Raw genomic sequence first — 21,957 nt, 5'->3', positions numbered from 1 at the left:
CCGCTATCCTCGGGCAGCGATGGCGGTCATCTCGAGCTTCACGCCCGGACCGAGATCGGCCACGCCGATTGCCGCGCGCGCCGGCAGATCCGCTTCTGCGAAATGCGCCTTCCAGGCCGCATTGAACTCGGCCTTCTCCTTCAGGTTGGTCATGTAGATGGTCACCTGAAGGACGTTGGCGAGGTCGGATCCGAGCGTCTTCAACAGGCCTGCCAGCTGTCCGAGGACGTCGTTGGCCTGGCCCGACATGTCGAGGCTGGTGTCCTCGGGGACGATTCCACCGATGTAGAGCACACCGTTGTGCTCGACCACTTCGTGGAGGAGTCCTTCATAGGGCAAGACGCGCTGGATCATGATGAGGCCGATGTTTGCTTGAGGGGATGGGCGGCGTATCGCACATTTCCATGTCGGTGTCGCTGCTGGAGATTTCGCGTGCTTGCAAATGGTTCGACCGAAGGCGCTCAGATAAGGCACTGAAAACAAAAGAATAAATTTCCGGTGGAATCGTCGTCGATCGCTCGCCGAATGTTCACCACATGTCGTTGCGCACGAGAGCCCAGCATTTCCGCCGACCCTGAGCCCGACGACATCGGCGGGTGGATCGGTATACTGCCACCGGAATTGACTCGGGGCGGCTGAACCGTGCCATGCCTCGGAACCAGGATCAGATGATGGACGATACGATTGGCCACCCCGACCCCGGCCTCGACCTCTCGGACGGCTTCAAGCCGCACACCTCCCATTGGGGTGTATTCTCGGTGCGCAACGGCGCGACCGGGCTCGAGGTCAGGGCCTATGCGGGCGACCCCGATCCGAACCGCATCATCGACAATTTCCCCGGCGCGCTCCGCCATCAGGCGCGCATCGCGCAGCCGGCGATCCGCCGCGGCTGGCTCGAGCGTGGCCCCGGCCCGGATGATCGCCGCGGCCGCGACGAATTCGTGTCGGTGAGCTGGGAGAAGGCGCTCGATCTTCTCGGCGACGAGCTCGGCCGCATCCGCGACACGCGCGGGCCCGGCGCCGTGTTCGGCGGCTCCTATGGCTGGTCGAGCGCAGGCCGCTTCCATCACGCCCAGAGCCAGGTGCATCGCTTCCTCAACATCGCCATGGGCGGTTATGTGCGTTCGGTGAACACTTATTCTTCCGGCGCGTCCTCGGTGCTGCTGCCGCAGATCCTCTGCGGCTACGAGGACATCACCAAGCGCAACGTCACCTGGGAGCAGATCGCGACCGAGACCGACGTCGTGCTGGCCTTCGGCGGCATGGCGCTGAAGAACTCCATGGTGGCCGGCGGCTCGATCAGCAAGCATGTCGAGCGCGGCGCGATGGCGGCGGCGCGCCGGCGCGGCTGCGAGTTCATCCTGGTCAGCCCGCTGCGCGACGATCTGCCCGTAGAGGCCGGTGCCGAATGGATGAGTTGTGTGCCCGGCACCGACACCGCCTTGATGCTCGGCATCGTCCATACGCTGGTCAGCGAGATCCTCCACGACCAGGCCTTCCTCGATCGCTACACCGAGGGCTGGGCCGTCTTCCTGCGCTATCTCACCGGCGAGAGCGACGGGCAGGCGAAGCACGCCGAATGGGCCGCCGCGATCTCGGGCGTCGATGCGAGCACGATCCGCAACTTGGCGCGCCGCCTCGCCGGAAAGCGCGCGCTGATCACCGTCTCACACTCGCTCCAGCGCGCCGAGCATGGCGAGCAGCCGGTGTGGATGGGCATGGTGCTGGCGGCAGCGCTCGGCCAGATCGGTCTTCCCGGCGGCGGCTACGCCTATTCGCTCGGGGCGATCGGCTATTACGGCCGCCGCGTCAACGACGTGCCGGGGCCGACGCTCGGGCAGGGACGTAACGGTGTCGCCGATTTCATTCCGGTGGCGCGCATCGCCGACATGCTGCTCAACCCCGGCACGACCTATCGCTACAACGGCGAGACCCGCACCTATCCGGACATCCGCCTCGTCTATTGGGCCGGCGGCAATCCCTTCCACCACCACCAGGACATCAACCGTCTGCGCAAGGCGTTTGCGAAAGCAGACACCTTCGTCGTGCACGAGCTCGCCTGGACCGCCACCGCCCGCCACGCCGATATCGTGCTGCCCGCGACGATGACGCTGGAGCGCGAGGATATCGGCTATTCCACCAACGATCCTCTCATGGTCGCGATGCACCAGATCGCCGAGCCGTTCGGCCTTGCGCGCGACGATTACGACATCTTCGCCGATCTCGCCGAGCGCCTCGGTGCGCGCGAACCCTTCACCGAGGGCCGCACATCTCGGCAGTGGCTGGAACATCTCTACGAGCCGACCCGCGCCTCGCTCGCCAAGCGTGGTTTGGAGGCGCCTGAGTTCGACGAGTTCTGGCGCCGCGGCAGCCTGGTCGTGCCGCAGCAGCCGGACGACGGCGGCCGGCTGCGCCGTTTCCGCGAGGATCCCCTCAATCATGCGCTACCGACGCCGAGCGGCTGCATCGAAATCTTCTCCACCAAGATTGCCGCCCATGGCGATGCCGATTGTCCCGGCCATCCGGTCTGGCTGGAGAAGACCGACACGCCCAAGCCCGGCACACCGTGCTTCCTGGTGGCCAACCAGCCGGCGACGCGCCTGCACAGCCAGCTCGATTTCGGTGGACATTCGCTCGCCGCAAAGCATCGCGGCCGCGAGGTCGCGCGCATGAACCCGGTTGATGCCGACCCGCGCGGCATCAAGGACGGCGACATCATCCGCCTGTTCAACGAGCGCGGCTCGTGCCTTGCCGCCGTCCACGTCACCGACGGCATTGCAGCCGGGGTCGTGCAACTGCCGACCGGCGCCTGGTACGACCCGATGGACCCCGAAGACGACGCGCCGCTCTGCGTCCATGGCAATCCCAACGTGTTGACGCGCGACATCGGTACCTCGTCCTTCGCGCAGGGCTGCACCGGGCAGCTGACGACGGTCGAGGTCGAGAGGTTCACCGGCAACCTGCCGCCGATCCGGGCGTTCGATCCGGTGTAGGGATTGGCTCGTCATCCTCCGCCATTGCGAGCGCAGCGAAGCAATCCAGAATCCCTCCGCGGTTGCTTCGCTGCGCTCGCAATGACGGTGTGGAAATAGCATCGGTCCCACTTCCGTCCTCCGTGCGAATTCGAAATCGTCGCGCGGATGACGGAAGAACCACACCCGCGGCGCTGCTAAGGGTTCGTCTCCTCACCGATGGATCAACGAACATGACCAAAGCAGACCTTCAAGGCCCGACCGATCTCGGCGCCAACGCGAGCCGCGACATTCCCGCCGCGCTACGCGCCTTGCTCGCCGACGTCTTCGCGCTCTATCTGAAGACCAAGAACTTTCACTGGCACATGTCGGGCAGCCATTTTCGCGACTATCACCTGCTGCTGGACGAGCAGGCCGACCAGATCTTTGCGATGACCGACGACATCGCGGAACGCGCCCGCAAGATCGGCGGCACGACGCTGCGCTCGATCGGACAGATCGCGCGCGAGCAGCGCATCCTCGACAACGATGCGGACTATGTCGATCCCCTGGACATGCTGGCGGAGTTGCGCAGCGACAACCAGCAGCTCACGCGCGAGATGCGGCGCGTCCACGAGCTCTGCGACGAATATGGCGATGTCGCAACGGCAAGCCTGATCGAGAACTGGATCGACGAGGCAGAGCGGCGGGTCTGGTTCCTGTACGAGTCGGGCCGCACCGGCGCGCATGGGTGATTCCCGACGCCGAGAAAAAACAAGAAAAAAGGGGCCGTCCCGTGTGGGAGCAGGGACGGCCCCAACTGGCTCACAGACCCGGGAGGAAGAGGGTGCGAGCCGGCGCAAGCGGCAGGGCGCCTGCGCCAAAGGCAGGGAACGACGGGCTACGCAGCCGCGCTGGCGATCCAGCCTCCGTCCGTAGCGGGCCGGTGCCGCGGCATCGCCTCGATCTCACGCCGAGCGCTTTTGCTGGTGAGGCGCCAACGTGCCGGGGACTGGCCGCTGATCCGCTTGAAGACGGTCGAAAAATGCGCCTGCGTGGAGAAGCCGACGGCAAGCGCGATCTCGGCCAGTGGCCGCCCGGTCGTCGCCAGCAGCGTCTTGGCGTGCTCGATCCGGTGATTGAGCAGATATTCGCGCGGGCGATAGCCGGTCGCGGCGCGGAATTGCGCCGCAAAGTGCATCCTGGACAGGCCGGCGACGCTGGCGAGCTCGGACAGGCTGATGCTGCGGTCGAAATGATCGGCGATATGCCGCTCGACTCGTCGCAGCCGCCATTTCGGCAGCGCATTGACCCGCGCGCGTGGCGGCTCGAGCCGCGTGAGATGCATCGCAAGGGTCTGGCCGACACAGCGCGCGAATTGACGGTCTGCGGCATCGCCATGCTCGATCAGCGCCTTGGCGAGCTCGGCGGCGAGCGGATCGCGTAGCAGAACGAGGTCGCCAAGCCCGTCGGTCGCGGGCGATTGCGCCGGAAATTGGTCAGCCGGGAGGTGGAAGTGCAGGAAGGCGCAGGGCGCCTGGAATTGTGCACGGAGCGGCTTCGACGGCGCGCTGACATACAGCGTGCCTGCGGGCATGACGCCGTCGAAAATGATCTGGCGGTCGCGCGTCAATTTCGCTCGCGTGGTCTTCAGTGCAATGCCGACGAAATACCGATCCTCAGGCGTCGTTGCCTCGTGCGACGAGCTGTCTCTCACATCCTCCCATCGCGAAATCGCGATGTCCTCGATCGCCGCATTCGTACCGCGCTCGAGCCTGCGCCATCCGCTTTCTCTGGGAATCGGCTGTGCCGCCTGATGCACCTGATGGTCCCGGGGGCCAGCCTGAAGATCAGTCCAGGCATGTGCCGCCTGCAAGTCGGTAAACATCGCTCATTCTCTCCGCATCGCGGTCGCTGGGGGCGACCGGCAAACTCTCAAGCCCGGTCACCAGGCTTTCGAGAAGGCTTTCCATGGTCGGAGGATAGGCGTGGGCCCGACAAGAAGCCCGTTAGGGGTGATTAGGATGTGTTAGATTTTGTGCGAGTGCACAGGATGCGGCAGCTCGTCGCAGTTGATCCGACTTCGTCAAGCTTTTCAACTGCTTGCTTCAGCCGGCGTGGCGCGGGAGAGTTCGATCGCGTTGCGCGCGCATGGTCAACGCTGTGATAGCTGATGGAGCGACGGCTCGATCGCAGATCGCCTGCCGAGGCCTGCGCGCTCGTTGGCGCCTCACCGCTGCTACTCGAATACGGCATCGAAAATCTCCACATCCATCAGCACGGGCCTGGCGATCACGGTTCCGTCAGGCTGCAGCGCCTGCGCGCGCCGCAGCGTCGGCACCACGATGCCGCCGAAACTGTCATGGGCCCAGGAGTAGTGCGCGACCTTCGTTCCGAACAGATCGTGATCCGTCCGTCGTTGCAGCGCGTTCGCGTCGAAATAGAAGATCTGATCGGGCGCGAGCGTGATCAGGCTCGGGGGAAATTGCGCGCGCAGCCGCCGCCAGGTTTCGGTGTTCTCGTGCCACGGCGGCAGTTCCTCCAGCACGACACCGGGGTGGGCGAGCAGGAACGGATTAGTCAGATAATTCCAGATCGCGACGCCGCAGAAGAACACGAGGTGAAGCTCGTCCGCGAGTGCAGCAGAGCCGGTCCCGGGGAACGCCAGGCTCGGATTGCGCCAGGTCCGCAGCACCTCGCCATCGGGGCTTTCGATCGTGATCGCATTCGGTTGAAAGGAGGCCGAATATTCCCCGCCGGTGATGCCGGTGAAACGAACGGATTGCGTCCGGGTCGAGCCTTCCGCAATCACATCCTTGAATTCCCTGGCATGTCCGGCGCTTGCGAACAGCGTTCCGCCGACGGACAAATGGAGCGTGAACCGGTTCAAGCTGTTCCAGCGGGCCAAACCGCCGCTGGCATCGATCACGTCGTCCAGAAGAGCCATGTCCCGCAATATCCGCAGTGAGTGCCACCACCATGGCGGGGCGCTTGCGGCTTGGCGTGTTAGAAGTTGTTAGGAGTTGCGAGCAGGGATTTGGGCGGTATCCCGTTGAACACGCTGTCAATTCAGCGCGCCCAGCAGTCCCGTTGCGGTCACCAGATCACGAGTCGCGAGGCCCTCCTGGTAGCGCGCCACAAGCGGGGCGAGCAGGTCGCGAGCGTCGCGGGCTTTTCCGGCCCGGTGCCAGATGCGGCTGAGGCTGATCGCTCCGCGAAGCTCCCAGCCGAGAGCGCATTGCCGGCGTGACAGATCGATCGCTTTGCGCAAGCAGGTTTCGGCCTCGGCTGGGTTGCCCGAGCGGGCCAGGATGTCGCCCTTGACCCTGAGCATTTCCGGCATGTCGAAGGATTCGCCATGATCGGGAATCTGGGCGATGGCCTCGTTGATCGTGCGCAAGGCCTCGCCGGTCTGGTCGTGCGCCGCGAGACCCTCGGCGAGCGCCGTCGCAAACACCGTCGTCATGATCCGGTGCCGCGTCGCATAGAGGGTGGCCTGGCTGCGGCGAAGATGTTCGATGCCGGCGGCAAGGTCGCCGCGGCGCAGCATCAGTTCGCCCTTCTGGCCGATCCCGACCGCGTGATAGGGGCCGAGGAAGTGCCGCGCCGAATGATCGATCAGCCGTTCGATCAGGATTTCGGCATTGGCCCAGTCGCCGACCCAGAGAAAGACGTAGATGGTCCAGATCAGGGAAATGCCGAGCGTCAGCGGCTGTTCGAGCAGCTCGGCCTCGCGCACCGTGTATCTGGCCGCCTCGATGGCGCGATCGGGCCGGCCGATGAGCCAGAGCCCCCTCGCCAGCGCCACCAGTGCGACGATGCGGTCGTCATAGCCGAGATGTCCGATATTCAGCCGCTGCGAGCCGGGATTGTGCAACATCGCGCTCTCGCAGAACCGCACCGCCTTGTCCTGATTGCCGATCAGATGATGTGCGACGCCGAGCATCCATTCCACGTTCAGTGCGGCAGCTGGATCGTTCAGCTTGCGCGCAACACTCTCGCCATCGACGCCGGTCCCGAGCGCGCCGTGGAAATCTCCGACCCTGGTCAGGTAGATATGCAGGCCGCGTAGCAGCCAGAGCTGCCAGTGCAAATCCTCGAGCTCGCGGGCGAGTTGAAGGCTGCGCGTGAACGCGGCTCGGACTTCCTCCGTGTTGCCTTGCGTGAACATCACGGAGACGCCGAGCGCGGCTTGCAGCGTCATCTCCTGGCGGCGGTCCAATGTGCCCGTATCGGAAGCGGCCAGCGCCTGCTGCGTCCAGCGAAGACACTCCGTCAGCAAGGTCAGCTCGAGGAAGAACTGCGCGGCCGAGGCTGCCAGCTCCACGCCGAGCGTCCGGTCGCCGCTGTCCGAAAAGCTCCAGGTTAGCGCGGCCCGGACATTGGGCAAATGGTCAGCATAGGGCAGGAAGCCGCCCGCGCTCTGCAGCCCGGAGGATTTGAGTGCGATGTCGCGCAGCAAATCGCGGAAATATTCGGCATGTGCACGCGCGACGCGGTCCGCTTCCCCGTTCTCGACGAGCTTGTCGCCGGCGAAGGTGCGGGTGGTATCGAGCAGACGATAGCGCAGCCGCCGCTCGGCAGGGGAGGTTGCGATCAGGGATTTGGACAGGAGGTTCGAGATCGCCTCGACCGCCTCGGATTCGCCGATGCCCTGGCTGGATGCGACCGCCAGCGCGGCCTCCAGCGTGAACGGCCCGACGAACACCGAGAATCCGCGCAGCGTCGCGCTCTCGGCTGCGGGGAGCAAATCGTAGCTCCAGGCGAGCGCGGCGCTCAGGGTCTGGTGCCGTGGAATGGCGGTGCGGCGTCCCCGCCACAGCAGCGAGAAGCGGCTGTCGAGTTGCGAGGCGGTCCCGGCGATGCCGTAGGCGTTGACGCGTCCGGCCGCGAGCTCGATCGCGAGCGCAATGCCGTCCAGCCGCCGGCAGATTTCCGCGACGAGCGGCGCGTCCTGCTCGCTGAGCTCGAAATCGCCGAGGCTTTCGGTAATGCGTTCCACGAAGAGCTGGCTTGCTGGATAAGCAAGGATGTCGGCAATGCCGAGCCCGTCGCGCTCGGGCGGGCAATCCAGCGGAAACAGCCGATGCACGCGCTCGCCTTCGCTGCGAAAGGATTCCCGGCTGGTGGCGAGAACGTGCAGCTCGCTCGCCTCCTGGACGAGGCGCTCGGCCAGGGGCGCGAGGTCGTCGAGGATGTGCTCGCAGCTGTCGAACACCAGCAGCGTGCGGCGGCTGCGCAGGAAGCTCAGCAAGCCCGGCGTCGGGTTGTCGGAATTGACCGTCAAGCCGAGGGTGGCCGCGATCGTTCCGGGAATGAGCCGCGCATCCGTCAGCGCGCCGAAATCGACGAAGCACACCTGGCCTTCGAACGTCTCGCGCTCGCGATGCGCGACGGCGACTGCGACCGAGGTCTTGCCGATCCCGCCGGGGCCAACGATGGTGACGAAGCGATGCAGGGCGAGCTCGGCGCAAATCTTCTCGACCGCGTCGTCCCGTCCGATCATCCGCGCAAGCGGCGAGGGCAGCGCGTGCGGCGAAGTGACAGGCGTGCCGGTTCGGCTCTCCGCTACAGCAGGACGGAGCAGCGGGGCGGTGAAGCAATAGCCGCGGCCGGGCACGTTGACGACGTAGCGCGAGCCTTCTCCGGCGTCTCCCAGCGCCTTGCGCAGCGTCGTGATGTGGAAGCGCAGGCTGCCCTCGTCGACGTTCACGTCGGACCACACGCGCTTGATCAACTCCCGCTTGTCCACGACCTCGCCGGCGCGCTCGGCGAGAAAAATCAGAATGTCGAGCGCGCGACCGCCGAGATGAAGCGGGGCGCCGTCCTTCTCCAGAAGCCGCGATTTTGCAAACAGCCGGAATGGTCCGAAGAAGATTGCCGAATCCTGGTCGTTAGTGTCCGACACGAGCCAATGGTCCAATGAAGGGATGCTGTCTGCAACTTTGGTCTAGCAGAACGACATCGCGAGTAAACCGGTCGAAAGTGGCGAAATCGCGTGGCGATCGCCGGAGCGCCCGGGGAATGACACCCGCAAATTCTGCATAAACGCGAGCGGCTTACGACGCGGGCCGCGACAATTCGTCAGTGTGCTTGACCGTCGCGACGGCGGTCTCCGCTGCCGGATTGTGACGCCGCCGATCATAACAGAATCTTGCAAAGTCTAACGAGCAAATCGCAGGCGGCGCATTCAGTATAGCTTTCGAGTGAGGTCTCATTGCAGCGGGAGCCTGTCATGTCCACCATCGGCTCGATGCCGAACGGGAGTGCCGTTCGATCTCAATTCGCCGCAGGTCTCGACGATCAGTCGCGCGATTGGGAGCTCGTGCTGCGCGAGTCCCACCATCGCATGAAGAACACGCTGACGCTGCTGGGTGCGTCAGTCCGCCGCGACCTCGCACGGACCGGCACGAGGGACGTCTCGCTGGCGGTGGACCGGTTCGAGCGGCGCGTCGTTGCCTTTGGCAGGCTCTATCAGCTGCTGTGCTGCAACGACGATCCGTCGACGGTCTCCGTCGGGCCTTTCTTCGAAAATCTGTGCGGGGCGCTTTCCGAGGCGGTGCTGGAGCCGGCGGGCATCCGCTGCGAAGCCGCAATCGAAGGCGGCGTGCTGCCGGCCTCACGCTGTCATCGGCTCGCGCATGCTGACGGAGCTGGTCACGAACGCGGCAAAGCACGCCTTCCCGAACAAGAACGGCGGGCTGATCCGCATCGACGTCGCGCGCCGCGGCGGCGCCTGGGTCTGCACGGTGGCCGACAACGGCATTGGTGCGATCGGTCCGCTCCGGGGCACCGGCAGCCGCATTCTCGAAGGGCTCGCCCGCAGCATCCATGCGCGGCTGCATGGTGAAGCCGGGCAGGGCGGCACGCGGGTGACCATCGTGATGCCAACCGCCGCCTGAAGGATTGCCTCAACTCACACCACGGGAGCTCGACATGGCCACACTCGAAATCGACCGCAATGCCGCGGCCAAGCCGTCGGCATCACGCAGCGTTGACATGAAGCTCGAAGTCGTCGTCATTCCGGTGTCCGACGTCGACCGCGCGAAGGCATTCTATGCGCGGCTCGGCTGGCGACTGGATGCCGATTTCGCCTCACTCGACGACTGGCGCGTGATCCAGTTCACGCCGCCGGGCTCGGCCTGCTCCGTGATCTTCGGCAGGAACGTCACGCCGGCCGCCCCTGGCTCGGCGCGAGGTCTGTATCTGATCGTCTCCGATCTCGCGGCCGCGCGAAAGGATCTGCTCGAGCGTGGCATTGCCGTCAGCGAGCCCTTCCACGGTGCCGGTGATGTTCATGCCGGGCCCGATGAGCCGTATCTGTTCGGCAGAGTTCGCGTCAGCGGCGCTGACCCGAAGCGCGGCAGCTACAGCTCATTCGCCTCGTTCAGTGATCCCGACGGCAATGGTTGGCTGTTCCAGGAGGTCACGACACGGTTGCCCGGACGCATCGCGGCAGACGACACGACATTCGCATCGCAAACTGATCTCGCCGCGGCGCTGCGCCGCGCCTCGGTGGCACATGGCGAGCACGAGAAGCGTACCGGCGGTCACGACGACAACTGGGCGGATTGGTATGCCGACTACATCGTGCGCGAGCAGGCCGGCCAGGAACTGCCAACCTGAAGCGAGCTGGCGCCAGGCGGTCACGCTGATGTCGCCTTCGGCCGGTACGGAGCGCCGGTGTCAACAACAAGCGAGGAGAAGTGAGATGATCCGCAAGGCAACGGCAGTCTGGAAGGGCACCGGTCGCGATGGCACAGGCCAGCTGTCGAGCGAATCCGGCGTGCTTGCCGGGACTCCCTATTCGTTCAAGACCCGCTTCGAGAACGAGAAGGGCACCAATCCCGAAGAGTTGATCGCAGCAGCCCATGCCGGCTGCTTCACCATGGCGCTCGCCTTCGGCCTGCAGATGGCGGGTTTCACGCCGGACGAACTCTCGACGGAAGCCGCCGTCACGCTCGAGCCCGAGGGCAAGGGCTTCAAGATCAGCAAGTCGGCGCTCACCTTGCGCGCAAAAGTGCCGAACCTCGACGATGCCGCCTTTGCCCGAATCGCCGGTGAGGCCGAGAAGAATTGCCCGGTGTCGAAGGTGCTCAACGCCGCGATCACGCTCGACGCCAAACTGGGCTAGAGGCGAGTTTTCAATTTGGGTCCGTCCGGTTCTAGGAACCGGGTGGACAGGCGTGAGATGCGTGGCTTTCGGCCGGGCGTCCGAGAGCCTATGATGCGGCAGGCGCAGAACCGACAGAGCGATCAATTGGGAGCATCAGATGACGACTGAGCGCGCAGTTTTGGCCGGAGGCTGCTTCTGGGGCATGCAGGATCTCATCCGCAAGCAGCCGGGCGTGATCTCCACCCGGGTCGGCTACACCGGTGGCACGGTCAAGAACGCCACCTATCGCAATCATGAAGGCCACGCCGAAGCGATCGAGATCATCTTTGATCCGGCGAAGACCAGCTTCCGGACCATGCTGGAGTTCTTCTTCCAGATCCACGATCCCACCACGCTCAACCGTCAGGGCAATGATCTCGGCACGAGCTACCGTTCCGCGATCTTCTATACCAGCGGCGAGCAGAAGCGGATTGCCGAAGACACCATCGCCGACCTCGATGCGTCCGGCCTGTGGCCCGGCAAGGTGGTGACCGAGGTCGCGCCCGCAGCCGAGTTCTGGGAAGCTGAACCCGAGCATCAGGACTATCTCGAGCGATATCCCGACGGCTACACCTGTCACTTCATCCGGCCCGACTGGAAGCTGCCGCGTCGCGCGGCTGCCGTGGGAAGGTAGAGCGTCTCAGCGCAACTGCGCGATCAGTTCGCGCGCGCTGCGCATGTCGGCGATCTCGGCACCCTCCGTCAATGATCCGGCGGCGTTCTCCAGAACGGCCAGAGCGTCCGTGTTCCGGCCGGTCGCGCCCATCAGCCGCGCGAGGCTGGTCGCGCAGCGCAGCTCCCAGAAACGTGCGCCCTGCTGGACTGCGATGCCCATGGCCTCGCGAAAATGCGCTTCCGCGTCGCCCGAATGCTTTGCGCTCCGGTGCATCAGTTCTCCCTTGATGCGGGTCAGCTCCGGCAGATACCAGAGCTCCTGCCGGTCGTGGCAGCGGGTCAAGACGTCCTCGATCACGTCGAGGCCGCGGTCGACCTGGTCGGCCCCGCCAAAGCACGCCGCAAGCTCGCCAAGTAGTGGAAGGAAGCGCGGCAGGAAGCGCGCATCGCCGGCGCGGTTGAGCTCCTCGCGCAGCAGCGGCAGGCCGCTCGCGACGTTGCCGCGCCTGGCGATCACCGCCGCATTGAAGGCCCGCGCCCACAATCCCCACAGCCGGATCGCGTGCCGCTCGGTGTGATCGAGCAGCTCGGTGCCGTGGCGTTCCGCAGCGTCGAAATCGCCGGCCCAGAAGGCGATCGGGCAGGCGGCCTGTCCCAGCACGCTGCAGAAGGTCAGGGCGTGACCGTTGGCGCGGCCCTCCTCGATGTTTCTGGCGGCGAGCGCCTGCGCCTGGTCGGCAAGGCCCTGCAGCCACAGGATGCGCGCGCGGAAATATTGCGTGGATATTCTCAGATCGAGCGGGAAGATCTTGGGCTTCTCCGCCAGCACATGCAGCGACGCGTGCACCCGGTCGATGCGCAGCCGCGCGTCGTTCTGTTCGCCGAGATAATGTAGCGCGACGGCCGTCAGCCGGTCGCCCAGCATCACGTCGGTCCTGTCGGGAGAGTTCGCCGCCGCGTCCGCAAAGCGATCGGCGAATGCACGGGCCTTGCCGAACTGTCCGTTGTTGAACTGATCGATGCACAGGCCCCAGAGAGCGCGCAGCCGGAAATCCTTGTCGTCGAGCCTGTCGGCGAGCTCGAGCGTCGTCTCCAGGATCGGGCGCGCCTCGCGCGCGCGGCCCTCGCCATACATCAGCGACCAGCCGAGTGCCGACAGGAGCTGCATGCGGATACGGTCTTCGCCGGCGTCGCCGAGCGCCGCGAGTGCGGTCTTGCTTCGTTCGCGGCATTCGGCGAACAGGGAAAGCCGCACCCACAGCGTGACCGCGGCCGCCGTCAGCGCGATTCCCAGCTCGGTGTCGCCCTCGGGCGCGAAAGCCCAGTCGAGCGCTGTGCGCACATTATCCAGCTCCGCACCATAGATGCCGAGCCATTCGGGCAGCGGTGTCGATGTGTCGGCCTCCGCATGCGCGAAGAGATCGCGAAAATACTCGGCATGGCGGCGTGCGAACTGCCTGGTTTCGCCGAGCGCGCTGAGCTTTCCGTGCGCGTAGGCCCGCGTGGTGTCGAGCAGGCGATAGCGCAACGTCCGCGCACCGCACGGCGAGATCAGCGACTTGGTGACCAGGCTGTCGATGGCCTCCAGCGTTTCCGATGCGCTGAGGCCGTCACCGGATGCAATCGCGGCAGCCGCCTCCGGCGCGAAAGGCCCGGCGAATACGGAGAGCCGGCGCAGGGTCGCGCTCTCGGCCTCAGGCAGCAGGTCGTAGCTCCAGTCGAGCGCGGCGGCGAGCGTCTGGTGCCGCGGCACGGCCGTGCGCCGGCCGCGCCATTGCAGCGAGAAGCGGCTGTCGAGCAGCGAGGCGGTGCCGGCGATGCCGTAGGCATTGACCCGCCCCGCCGCGAGCTCGATCGCGAGCGCAATGCCGTCGAGGCGCCGGCAGATGCTCGCGACCAGAGGCGCTTCCTCCGCACCGAGCTGGAACGGGCCGGAGCTCTGCGCGATGCGCTCGACGAAGAGCTGGGCGGCGGGATAGGCGAGGACCTCGGCGACAGCGAGCCCTTCGCGCTCGGGCGGACAATCCAGCGGGAACAGCCGGAAGATGCGCTCGCCTTCGCTGCGGAACGATTCGCGGGTGGTTGCGAGAACGCGAAGCTGCGGCGCCTCGCGCACGATGTGCTCGACCAGCGGGGCCAGATTGTCCAGCACGTGCTCGCAGCTGTCGAGGATCAGCAGGGCCGGCCCAACCTTGAGGAACGTCAGCAGGGCCGGCGTCGGATCCTCCGCGCTGATGGTCAGGCCGAGCGCGGAGGCAATGGTGGTTGCGACGTGGGTGGCATCCCGGAGCGGGCCGAAATCGACGAAGAAGACGCGCCCGGGCAAATCGGGCGAGCGGCGGTGCCCGACGGCGATGGCGACGGCGGTCTTGCCGATGCCGCCCGGGCCGACCAGCGTCATGAAGCGATGGAGCGAGAGTCCGTTCGATATCTTTTCGACGACCTCCTCCCGTCCGACCATCTTCGAGATCGGCGCGGGAAGCGCGCGGGGAGGCAGGATGTCGATGGTCGGCTGCGCGGCGGGCGCGGCCGGCGGGGCGAGCGAGGCGACGAAACAATAGCCGCGGCCGGGCACATTGACGACGTAGCGTGCCGACTTGCCGGTATCGCCGAGCGCTTTGCGCAGCGCTGCGACATGGAAGCGCAGGCTGCCCTCGTCGACATTGACGTCGGCCCAGATGCGCTTGACGAGCTCTCTCTTGTCGACGACTTCACCAGGCCGCTCGGCCAGGAAAATGAGGATGTCGAGCGCGCGGCCGCCCACATGGAGCGGCACGCCCTCCTTCTCCAAGAGCCGGGACCTGGGAAACAGTCGAAATGGCCCAAATGAAATGGACGAGTCTTCGCTACGATCTGGCACGCGCCATTGCCCCCGCGACGGGAGTCAGAAGGTATTTCTTCGTGGTCTATCAGAACGGACCGTACAGTAAACTGGCCGAAAGCAGTGGGCAGGGCCGGCAGCCCTGCATGGGCCGCGTGGGTCGGCCGTCTTCCGAAATATTGTTTTAAAAGTAGCGGGTTAGAGCACACGACATGGCGGTGACGCCACCGCCTAGTCCAGACGGAGCATTGACCTCGGTCGCCGGTTGCTGCGATGGGATCCGGTATCCGGTCTCGTCTCGGTCCGTAACCAACCGCTTCCGGAATTCGGGCATGTCTTCCTTCTCGCGGCGACAGATCGTCCATGCATTGTCGGGCGCAGCCGCGCTTGCGGCGATTCCGCGCATCGGGCACGGCGCCGGTTATCCCTCCCGTCCCATTCGCCTGGTCATTCCCTATGGAGCAGGCGGATCCGGCGACCAGATCGGGCGTCCCTGGGCGGAGAAGATGTCGTCGCTGCTTGGACCCGTCTTCATCGAAAACATCACCGGTGCGGGCGGCGCGATCGGGACAGGAGCGGTCGCGCGCGAGAAGCCCGACGGTTACTCGCTGCTGCTCGGAAACGACAGCACGCAGGCGGCCATTCCGCTGCTAGCGAAAAATCCATCCTATGCGATGGACGATTTCCGCGCCATCTGCCGCCTCATCACCAGCGCGCTGGTTTTCGTCGTCCATCCGGCGGTGCCCGTCACAAATCTGCGGGAGCTGATTGCCTACGCGAAGGCCAATCCGGGAAAGCTGTCCTACGGGACACCTGGTAACGGCAGCGGAAATCATCTCGTCGGTGAAGCCTTCAAGCTGCAGGCGGGCGGGCTCGACATCGTCCATGTCCCGTATCGGGGCATCGCGCAGGCCAGCAACGACCTCCTCGCCGGCCAGATCCCCCTCATCATTGCCGTGATGTCGGCGCAATTGCAGCAGTGGCGGGAGGCCGGCAAGATCCGGATGATCGCGGTCGCCACCGCGAAGCGGCTGAGCGTGGCTCCCGATATCCCGACCGCCATCGAATCCGGCATGCCTGAACTCCGCTATGACGGCTGGTTCGGCCTGTTCGCACCCCGGCAGACCGAGGATGCGATCATCGACCGGATCGCGCAGGCGTCGCGCATGGCGATGGCGGACGAGGCGATGCAGGCCAATTACCGTGCCGAGGGTATGGAGCCGGACAGCGATTCGAAGCCGGCCGAATTCCAGCGCCTCGTCGAGGCGACGTCGGCGAGCCTGGCGGGCATGATCAAATCGATCGGGCTGGAGAGGTTTTGAGATCACAGCATGATCGGGACCCGGAGGACAGGGTTAGCGAAAAGTGTGAAGCGGTTTTCCGAAAGGATCACGCTCAAGCAATAACCTAGAGGGCGATGACGATTCATCCCAATCTCATCGCGCTTTGGTCACGCCGCGGGTGACGATGCTGGCCGGTCGTATCTGCCGTCCCCGGTGTGCCTCCTCGCCGCACGTGGCGCGCGTCACGGCCGACGCGCGCCAAGTGCGTCGCGAGGGTCGAGCTCGACCCGAACCGGCCTCGGCGCAAGGGGCGTCGCGTGGTCCTCGATACCGGAATGATTGTCAAGACCTGCGCCTCGTTGAGCATGCGACGTGCGCGGATCACCTTGTCCCGCTGGCATGGAAAGGCGCCAAGATCGGCGTGAGGGATGCCGCGAGCGCCGCGAAGAGTCGTGAGTGCATGATCCCCAGGAGCACGAAGCCCACCGGCTGTGGGCGGTCAAGCAGCAGAGCAAGGAAGCCCCGCCGTCGAAGGATCAGCGCGATTTTCGCTTGCGGCGTGTTTGTTCGCGGCTGAGCCGTTTGGCGTTGGCCGCCACCTTCCTTCGATACTGCGCAACAATCTTGTCTGCGGAGGCTCCGGCCATCAGGCTTGTACCGGCCTTCGCCGCAGCAAACATCTTTTCAGTGACCATGCGCTGGGCTTCGCGTTGCGCCGCTTTGCCGCCTCGCATCAGCTTCGTGATCCGCAGTCCGATTACGCGGTTGGTTTCCAGTCCCAGCAACATCCAGTTCCACATGACGTTTGGCCCTCAACTGGCATTCAGTCGCATCTGCTGACTGTAGCACAGGTTCGGGTTTTTCCGCGATGCGCCAAACAGCCTGAGCTATTGCCGAATAGCGATGTGAAATCCGGGATGTCTGTCATCGCTACGGGTATGGCAGCTATACAAAACAGATTTCCAAGAGAGAACATCGCAAGCAAGCAGAGCGTTTTGTTCCTTCGGGACCATTTTCTCGGGCAGATGGAGAAGTCGGAACGTCAAGCGAAACGCGAAGAAAACGCCGCCCAGAAACGAAACCGGGCGGCGCTTCAAAATAACTTTCCGACCGGATCAAAGTCGGTGCCTTGAGCTTCCCCTTCATAACCCGGTCAAACTCACCTCCGAAGGCGTGTCTGTGATTTGAACTAGAATGCGACGTTTGCGCCGTTGTCGTGCATTTGTGAAAATCTGACGAGCCTCGCGTACGCCCGCGTGGACAGACATTGGCGGATGTCGGATAATGCGCCGCAGAATTGCAGGACGCTGTGGCCTGCGCTTGGACTGCCACAGAAGGACTAGCCGATGACACAGGCAGGCGCCTACGGAAAGAGGCTCGGGCAATTCCTGCGCTTGAAGGACGCGCCGCCCGTGCTGGTCGCTCGCTCGCTGCGTAGTGCCGAGCTCGCGGTCACCGAGACCCGAAACGACCATCCGGAGCGCGGCCTGTCCGGCTCTCTGGCCGCGGAGGATGCCTTCCTGGTCAGCCTGAAGCTGCACGATTACCCGGATTGCGAGCTCTGGGAGCGCGGCAAATCCGTCGCGAAGGCAGACGTTCGCGCCGGTACGACCTACCTCTATGACCTCAAGCGCGATCCGCGCTACGTGATCGACAAGCCGTTCCATTCGCTGTTCTTCTATATTCCACGCTCGGCGCTCGACAGCATCGCCGATCAGAGTCATGTACCGCGGGTCGATGATCTCGACTGCGAGGTCGGTGTCGGGCATGATGACGGAATCATCCGCCACATCGGCGCGTCACTGCAGGAAGGGCTGCGCAGGCCGGACGAGGCCAATCAGCTCTTCATCGACCACATGATGCTCGGGCTCACCGCCCACGTCGCCCGGGCCTATGGCGGGCTGCAGCGTAAGTCCGCGCCCGCGCGCGGCGGTCTTGCGCCCTGGCAGGCGAAGCGCGCGTGCGAGTGGCTGGAGTCGGACCTCGGCGGCAAGCTCTCGCTGCAGGAGGTTGCGGCCGAGCTCGATCTCTCGGTCAGCCATTTCTCGCGCGCATTTCGAATCTCGGTCGGCATGCCGCCGCACCAATGGCTGCTGCATCAGCGCGTCAAGGCAGCCAAGCAGTTGATGGGCGTCCGCGACCTGCCGCTGTCGGAGATCGCGATCTCGGCCGGCTTCGCCAACCAGAGCCACTTCACACGCGTGTTCTCCTCGATCGCCGGCGTTAGTCCCGCAGCGTGGCGCCGCGAGGCGCCCGGCACTTCCGGCAGCGAGGCATGAAGCCGACGCCTCCGTCCCCAGCGGCGTTTCGCGAGAGAGATGGTGTAGGCGGCGCGCCGCGCCGCAAAGATCTCGTCGGGCGGGGGACCGATGCCATCGGAGAGATTGGCTGGGTTGAAGATGGAGCCGTCGCAGGCCTGGTTGGGCTCGAAGCCGGTGATCACGATCGTGCCGAGGCGCACTAACTCGCGATCATCTTCATCGGGCCAGCGCATGGTGACGTCCAGGGTGGGATCGCCGGGCCGATCTAGCAGCGCCATCACGTTGAAGCGGACAGTGCCTGCGGCGATCCGCTTGCCGAGATCGTCGTGCAGGAAGTCGGCCGGCTTTGCCTTGGCTTCGTCCTCGCTCAGCGTGATCTCGCCGCCGGCCGGAACGACCTTGAGCTTGATGAAGCGCGTCTCGCCGTGCTCGTTCGTGGCCGGAAAGGCGTGTACGCCCCAATAAGTCGTGCCGGCAAAACTTCCGGGTAGCGCACGCGCGGCGATATAGTTCGCCTGGTTGAGCGTCTCAGGGTTGGCCGCCGAGAAAGCCTTCACCTTCGCCATATCAGGGTGCCATCCGGCCCCGGGATGCGCGCTTTGAGGAAAGCCAGCATCTGATCGAGCGTTCGCGCAAAATGCACGGGCGCGCTCTTGGCGAGGATATCCGAGCGGTGATCGTAGGCGCCGAGCTTGAAGCTGAAGCCGCGCAGCACGAGATTGTTGGTGTCGGCGACGGCGGGATTGCCGCCGCCGACCGAGAAGCGTGCCAGCACGCGCGATGGTTTCGTGCCGTTGGCGAAGCTGGCGCGGACCTTTGGCGGGGTGCCGGCGACGGCTTTGAGGGCGTCGACGATGGATGCGGGCGTTGCGGCGGGGACATTGGACATGTGAGCCTTCTCGCGTTGGGCGGGCAGGCTAGGTGGTGCGCGAAACGGTGTCTTGCCCAAACCGATCGTGCCTTGCACGATCCCGCTCAAAGCGCGTGCAAGGTGGAACGAATGTGATCGGTTGCCGTTCTGTCGGCGCGATGCGGAGGACTGTCTCCGGCTAGCCGCTCAAGATGCGCCGGCAGGCATCGACGAAGACCTGCGCGCCGGTGATGATATCAGCATCGGCCGTGTTCTCGGTCCAGTGATGACTGATGCCGCCGATCGACGGCACGAACAGCATGCCGGCCGGCATGACGGTCGCGAGCATCTGCGCATCGTGGCCGGCGCCGCTGGGCATGCGGATGGATCGGCCGCCGGCAACGGCCTTGCTCGCAGCTTCGATCGCGTCCTGAATACCTGCGTTCATCATGGCAGGTGCGCCGGTGCGGATTTTCTCCACGTTGACAGTGCAGGGGCCCTTGGCACTGGCCTCGTCCGCCATCGAGCGCAGCAACTGCTCCAGCCGTTCGATGACCGCCGGATTATCGTCGCGGATCTGGAACAGCATTTCGGCACCGCCCGGAATGATACTCGGCGCGCCCGGCTCGAGCGTGATGCGGCCGGTCGTCCAGACCGTGCGCGGACCGCAGCTATCAGGAAAACGTTCGTCGATCGCGACGCAGAACTTCGCCAGCGCGAGACCGGCGTCCTTCCGAACGGCCATGCGGGTGGTGCCGGCGTGGTTCTGCTCGCCGCTGAAATTGATTCGGTATTGCCAGATGCCGACGATCGAGGTCACGACGCCAATCGCAAGATGGCCGCTTTCGAGCGTGTCGCCTTGCTCGATATGCGCCTCCAGATACCCGACGTGCCGGCGCGGCTCGACGGCGACACGCGCGCGCCCCGACAGACCCATCTCGGCGAGGGCATCGCGCATGGCGCGCCCGCTGGTGCGATCGCGCGCGGCGTCGATTTCAGCCTCCGTCACTTGTCCCACATAGGAGCGCGAGCCGAGGAAGCTGCCAAAATGTCCTTCCTCGTCGCACCAGGCCGCGACTTCGACGGCGCCCTTCACGGAGGGATCGGCATTGAGCACGCGGGCGGCTTCGAGCGCATAGATCACGCCGAGCGGGCCATCGAGCCAGCCGGCGTAGTTCTGGCTCTCCAGATGCGAGCCCGCCAGCAGCTTCGGCCCGGGCTTCGTGCTGGTACCATAGACGTTGCCGATGCCGTCGATCGTTGCGGACAGGTCAGCGTCGGGCAGTTTTCGTACCAGCCAATCCAGCGATTGCCTGTGCGGCTCGGAAAAGGTCGGCTTGTGCACGCCGGTCTTGTAGGCGCCGATGGCGCGCAGCGCATTGAGGTCGGCCAGGACGCGATTCCCGTCGGCGCGGGGCTGAGTATCAGGCATGTTCGGCAACCTTCAACGCCTCGGTGCGGATCTCCTCGACCAGCCGCTCCTTGAGCTGCACGAATTCGGGCGTGGTCTTGATCTTGTACGAGCGCGGATGCGGCAGGTCCACGGTAATCTCGGCCTTGATGCGGCCGGGACGTGCGCTCATGACGATGACGCGGCTGCCGAGGAAGATCGCCTCTTCGATGTCGTGGGTCACGAACAGCACCGTCTTCTGGTCGCGCTCCCAGATCCCGAGCAGCATCTCCTGCATCAGGGCGCGGGTCTGATTGTCCAGCGCGCCGAAGGGCTCGTCAAGCAGCAGGATTTTCGGATCATTGGCGAGCGCGCGTGCGATCGCCGTGCGCTGCTGCATGCCACCGGAGAGCTGCTTGGGCCAATGGTTCTCGAAGCCGGACAATCCGACCTGGCGGATGAAGGCATCTGCGATCTTGTTTCGCTCCGCCTCGGATGCGCCGCGCTCGCGCAGGCCAAAGGCGATGTTCTCGCGCACGGTCAGCCAGGGAAACAGCGTGTAGGACTGGAACACCATGCCGCGGTCGGCGCCGGGGCCGGTCACCTCGCGCCCGTCGAGCGTGACGCGTCCGCCGGTTGGACGGTCGAGGCCCGCAACGATGCGCAGCAGCGTGGACTTGCCGCAGCCTGACGGGCCGAGGATGGTGACGAAGTCGTTGTTGCCGATGGTGAGGTCGGTCGGCTCCAGCGCCCTGGTCGGCGCGTTGCCGTGGCGTGCGGGGAAGGTGCGCGAGACCTGTTCGATCTTGAGAAGGGTCATGCGAGCTTCCACGGAAACAGCCAGGCGTTGAACGCCTTGAACAGGAAGTCGGAGACGAGGCCGATAAGTCCGATCACGATGATGCCGAAGATGATCTGGCCCGTGTTGAGCAGGGCCTGGCTGTCGGTGATCATGTGGCCGATGCCCGAGGACGAGCCGATCAGCTCGGCGACGATGACATAGGTCCACGCCCAGCCCAGCACCAACCGGAGGATCTCCGCAATCTCGGGAGCGGAGGAGGGCAGCAACACGCGGCGGATGATGCCGCGGTCCTTGGCGCCCAGCGTGTAGGCCGCCTCGACCAGGTCGCGCCGCGTGGCGCCGACGGTCACCGCAACCATCAGGATGACCTGGAACACCGAGCCGATGAAGATGACGAGCAGCTTCTGCAACTCGCCGATGCCGGCCCACAGGATCAGAAGCGGGATGAAGGCGGAGGCGGGCAGATAGCGCGCAAAGGACACGAAAGGTTCGAGGAACGCTTCGACCGGCTTGTAGGCCCCCATCAGCACGCCGAGCGGCACTGCGATGATCGCCGCGAGCGCAAAGCCGCCGACGACGCGCCAGATCGTCATGCCGATGTCGAACAGGAAGCCCTGCCTGGCGAGCAAGTCATAACCTTCCTGCACCATGGTCAGCGGGTTGGCGAGAAAGGTCTTCGACACATGGCCGCCGAAGGTCGCCCAGGACCAGAGGGCAACGAACAGCACGAAGAACGCGAGGCCAAAGGCCAAGCGCTGCCTCGATGTCACGGGATCCAGGGGACGCATCAAACTGTCTATCCAGGTGGTCGATCAGGGCCGGTCCCGCC

Annotated in this window: 16 protein-coding genes and 2 pseudogenes; 8 read left to right on the top strand and 10 right to left on the bottom strand. The window is 65.1% G+C overall.

Translation table 11 applies throughout. The annotated features are described in order from the left end of the window. Positions 1 to 3: 3 nt before the first annotated feature. Positions 4 to 354 carry a RidA family protein gene (locus ACNJYB_RS28155; RefSeq protein WP_439369786.1) on the bottom strand — a complete coding sequence of 117 codons (351 nt, stop codon included), beginning with the start codon at positions 352 to 354 and terminating at the stop codon, positions 4 to 6. Between the two features lie 317 nt (positions 355 to 671). Here ACNJYB_RS28155 and ACNJYB_RS28150 point away from each other — a divergent pair, with 317 nt between their 5' ends. Together ACNJYB_RS28150 and ACNJYB_RS28145 are read left to right on the top strand one after the other, a co-directional pair. Beyond that, entirely contained in the window at positions 672 to 2,993 is a 2,322-nt protein-coding gene (locus ACNJYB_RS28150; RefSeq protein WP_439369785.1) for a molybdopterin guanine dinucleotide-containing S/N-oxide reductase, read from the top strand. A 212-nt stretch (positions 2,994 to 3,205) separates the two neighbouring features. Continuing rightward, positions 3,206 to 3,706, top strand: a complete 501-nt coding sequence (locus ACNJYB_RS28145; RefSeq protein WP_439369784.1) for a Dps family protein — start codon at positions 3,206 to 3,208, stop codon at positions 3,704 to 3,706. A 146-nt stretch (positions 3,707 to 3,852) separates the two neighbouring features. On the opposite strand, the gene ACNJYB_RS28140 is transcribed toward ACNJYB_RS28145, so the two are convergent. The 3 genes from ACNJYB_RS28140 to ACNJYB_RS28130 all read right to left on the bottom strand — a co-directional run bounded on the left by ACNJYB_RS28140 (position 3,853) and on the right by ACNJYB_RS28130 (position 8,859). Continuing rightward, the gene (locus tag ACNJYB_RS28140; protein ID WP_439369783.1) at positions 3,853 to 4,839 is read right to left on the bottom strand and encodes a helix-turn-helix domain-containing protein; all 987 of its coding nucleotides are present in this window, start codon (positions 4,837 to 4,839) and stop codon (positions 3,853 to 3,855) included. Between the two features lie 351 nt (positions 4,840 to 5,190). After that, on the bottom strand, positions 5,191 to 5,898 hold the full coding sequence (locus ACNJYB_RS28135; RefSeq protein WP_439369782.1) for a hypothetical protein: 708 nt from the start codon (positions 5,896 to 5,898) through the stop codon (positions 5,191 to 5,193). A gap of 117 nt (positions 5,899 to 6,015) precedes the next feature. Further along, positions 6,016 to 8,859 (bottom strand): ATP-binding protein, encoded by a 2,844-nt coding sequence (locus tag ACNJYB_RS28130; protein WP_439369781.1) that lies wholly within the window; start codon positions 8,857 to 8,859, stop codon positions 6,016 to 6,018. Between the two features lie 327 nt (positions 8,860 to 9,186). Here ACNJYB_RS28130 and ACNJYB_RS28125 point away from each other — a divergent pair. From ACNJYB_RS28125 to msrA, 4 genes and pseudogenes are all read left to right on the top strand, one after another. Continuing rightward, positions 9,187 to 9,853: pseudogene (locus tag ACNJYB_RS28125) on the top strand (sensor histidine kinase). Positions 9,854 to 9,887: 34 nt separating this feature from the next. Further along, positions 9,888 to 10,577, top strand: coding sequence for a VOC family protein (locus tag ACNJYB_RS28120; protein ID WP_439369780.1), 690 nt, complete (start codon positions 9,888 to 9,890; stop codon positions 10,575 to 10,577). Between the two features lie 85 nt (positions 10,578 to 10,662). Further along, the gene (locus ACNJYB_RS28115) at positions 10,663 to 11,085 is read left to right on the top strand and encodes an OsmC family protein (protein ID WP_439369778.1); all 423 of its coding nucleotides are present in this window, start codon (positions 10,663 to 10,665) and stop codon (positions 11,083 to 11,085) included. A 139-nt stretch (positions 11,086 to 11,224) separates the two neighbouring features. Further along, positions 11,225 to 11,740, top strand: coding sequence for a peptide-methionine (S)-S-oxide reductase MsrA (msrA, locus tag ACNJYB_RS28110; protein WP_439369777.1), 516 nt, complete (start codon positions 11,225 to 11,227; stop codon positions 11,738 to 11,740). Between the two features lie 6 nt (positions 11,741 to 11,746). On the opposite strand, the gene ACNJYB_RS28105 is transcribed toward msrA, so the two are convergent. After that, complete coding sequence (locus ACNJYB_RS28105; RefSeq protein WP_439369776.1) at positions 11,747 to 14,581, bottom strand: ATP-binding protein; 2,835 nt, start codon at positions 14,579 to 14,581, stop codon at positions 11,747 to 11,749. A 293-nt stretch (positions 14,582 to 14,874) separates the two neighbouring features. On the opposite strand from ACNJYB_RS28105, the gene ACNJYB_RS28100 reads away from it, so the two are divergent. Next, positions 14,875 to 15,864, top strand: a complete 990-nt coding sequence (locus ACNJYB_RS28100) for a Bug family tripartite tricarboxylate transporter substrate binding protein (RefSeq protein WP_439375664.1) — start codon at positions 14,875 to 14,877, stop codon at positions 15,862 to 15,864. A gap of 497 nt (positions 15,865 to 16,361) precedes the next feature. Here the strand turns inward: ACNJYB_RS28100 and ACNJYB_RS28095 are convergent, their stop codons facing one another. Continuing rightward, a complete protein-coding gene (locus ACNJYB_RS28095; RefSeq protein ID WP_439369775.1) occupies positions 16,362 to 16,625 on the bottom strand; it encodes a hypothetical protein in 264 nt (87 codons plus the stop codon). Positions 16,626 to 17,171: 546 nt separating this feature from the next. Between ACNJYB_RS28095 and ACNJYB_RS28090 the strand changes: the two genes are divergently transcribed. Continuing rightward, positions 17,172 to 18,104, top strand: coding sequence for a helix-turn-helix domain-containing protein (locus ACNJYB_RS28090; protein WP_439369774.1), 933 nt, complete (start codon positions 17,172 to 17,174; stop codon positions 18,102 to 18,104). A 20-nt stretch (positions 18,105 to 18,124) separates the two neighbouring features. Here the strand turns inward: ACNJYB_RS28090 and ACNJYB_RS28085 are convergent. The 4 genes and pseudogenes from ACNJYB_RS28085 to ACNJYB_RS28070 all read right to left on the bottom strand — a co-directional run. Continuing rightward, positions 18,125 to 18,975 (bottom strand): annotated as a pseudogene (locus ACNJYB_RS28085) (catalase); the annotation flags it as partial. Between the two features lie 160 nt (positions 18,976 to 19,135). Then, entirely contained in the window at positions 19,136 to 20,368 is a 1,233-nt protein-coding gene (locus tag ACNJYB_RS28080) for a Zn-dependent hydrolase (RefSeq protein ID WP_439369772.1), read from the bottom strand. After that, positions 20,361 to 21,146 carry an ABC transporter ATP-binding protein gene (locus ACNJYB_RS28075; protein WP_439369771.1) on the bottom strand — a complete coding sequence of 262 codons (786 nt, stop codon included), beginning with the start codon at positions 21,144 to 21,146 and terminating at the stop codon, positions 20,361 to 20,363. Before ACNJYB_RS28075 ends, ACNJYB_RS28080 begins: the two co-directional genes overlap by 8 nt. Next, a complete protein-coding gene (locus ACNJYB_RS28070) occupies positions 21,143 to 21,916 on the bottom strand; it encodes an ABC transporter permease (RefSeq protein ID WP_439375663.1) in 774 nt (257 codons plus the stop codon). Before ACNJYB_RS28070 ends, ACNJYB_RS28075 begins: the two co-directional genes overlap by 4 nt. Between the last annotated feature and the right edge of the window lie 41 nt (positions 21,917 to 21,957).

Origin of the sequence: Bradyrhizobium sp. SMVTL-02, from assembly GCF_051853005.1 — a bacterium.
Classification (GTDB): Bacteria; Pseudomonadota; Alphaproteobacteria; order Rhizobiales; family Xanthobacteraceae; genus Bradyrhizobium.
This window is presented reverse-complemented; position numbering and strand designations above follow the sequence as displayed.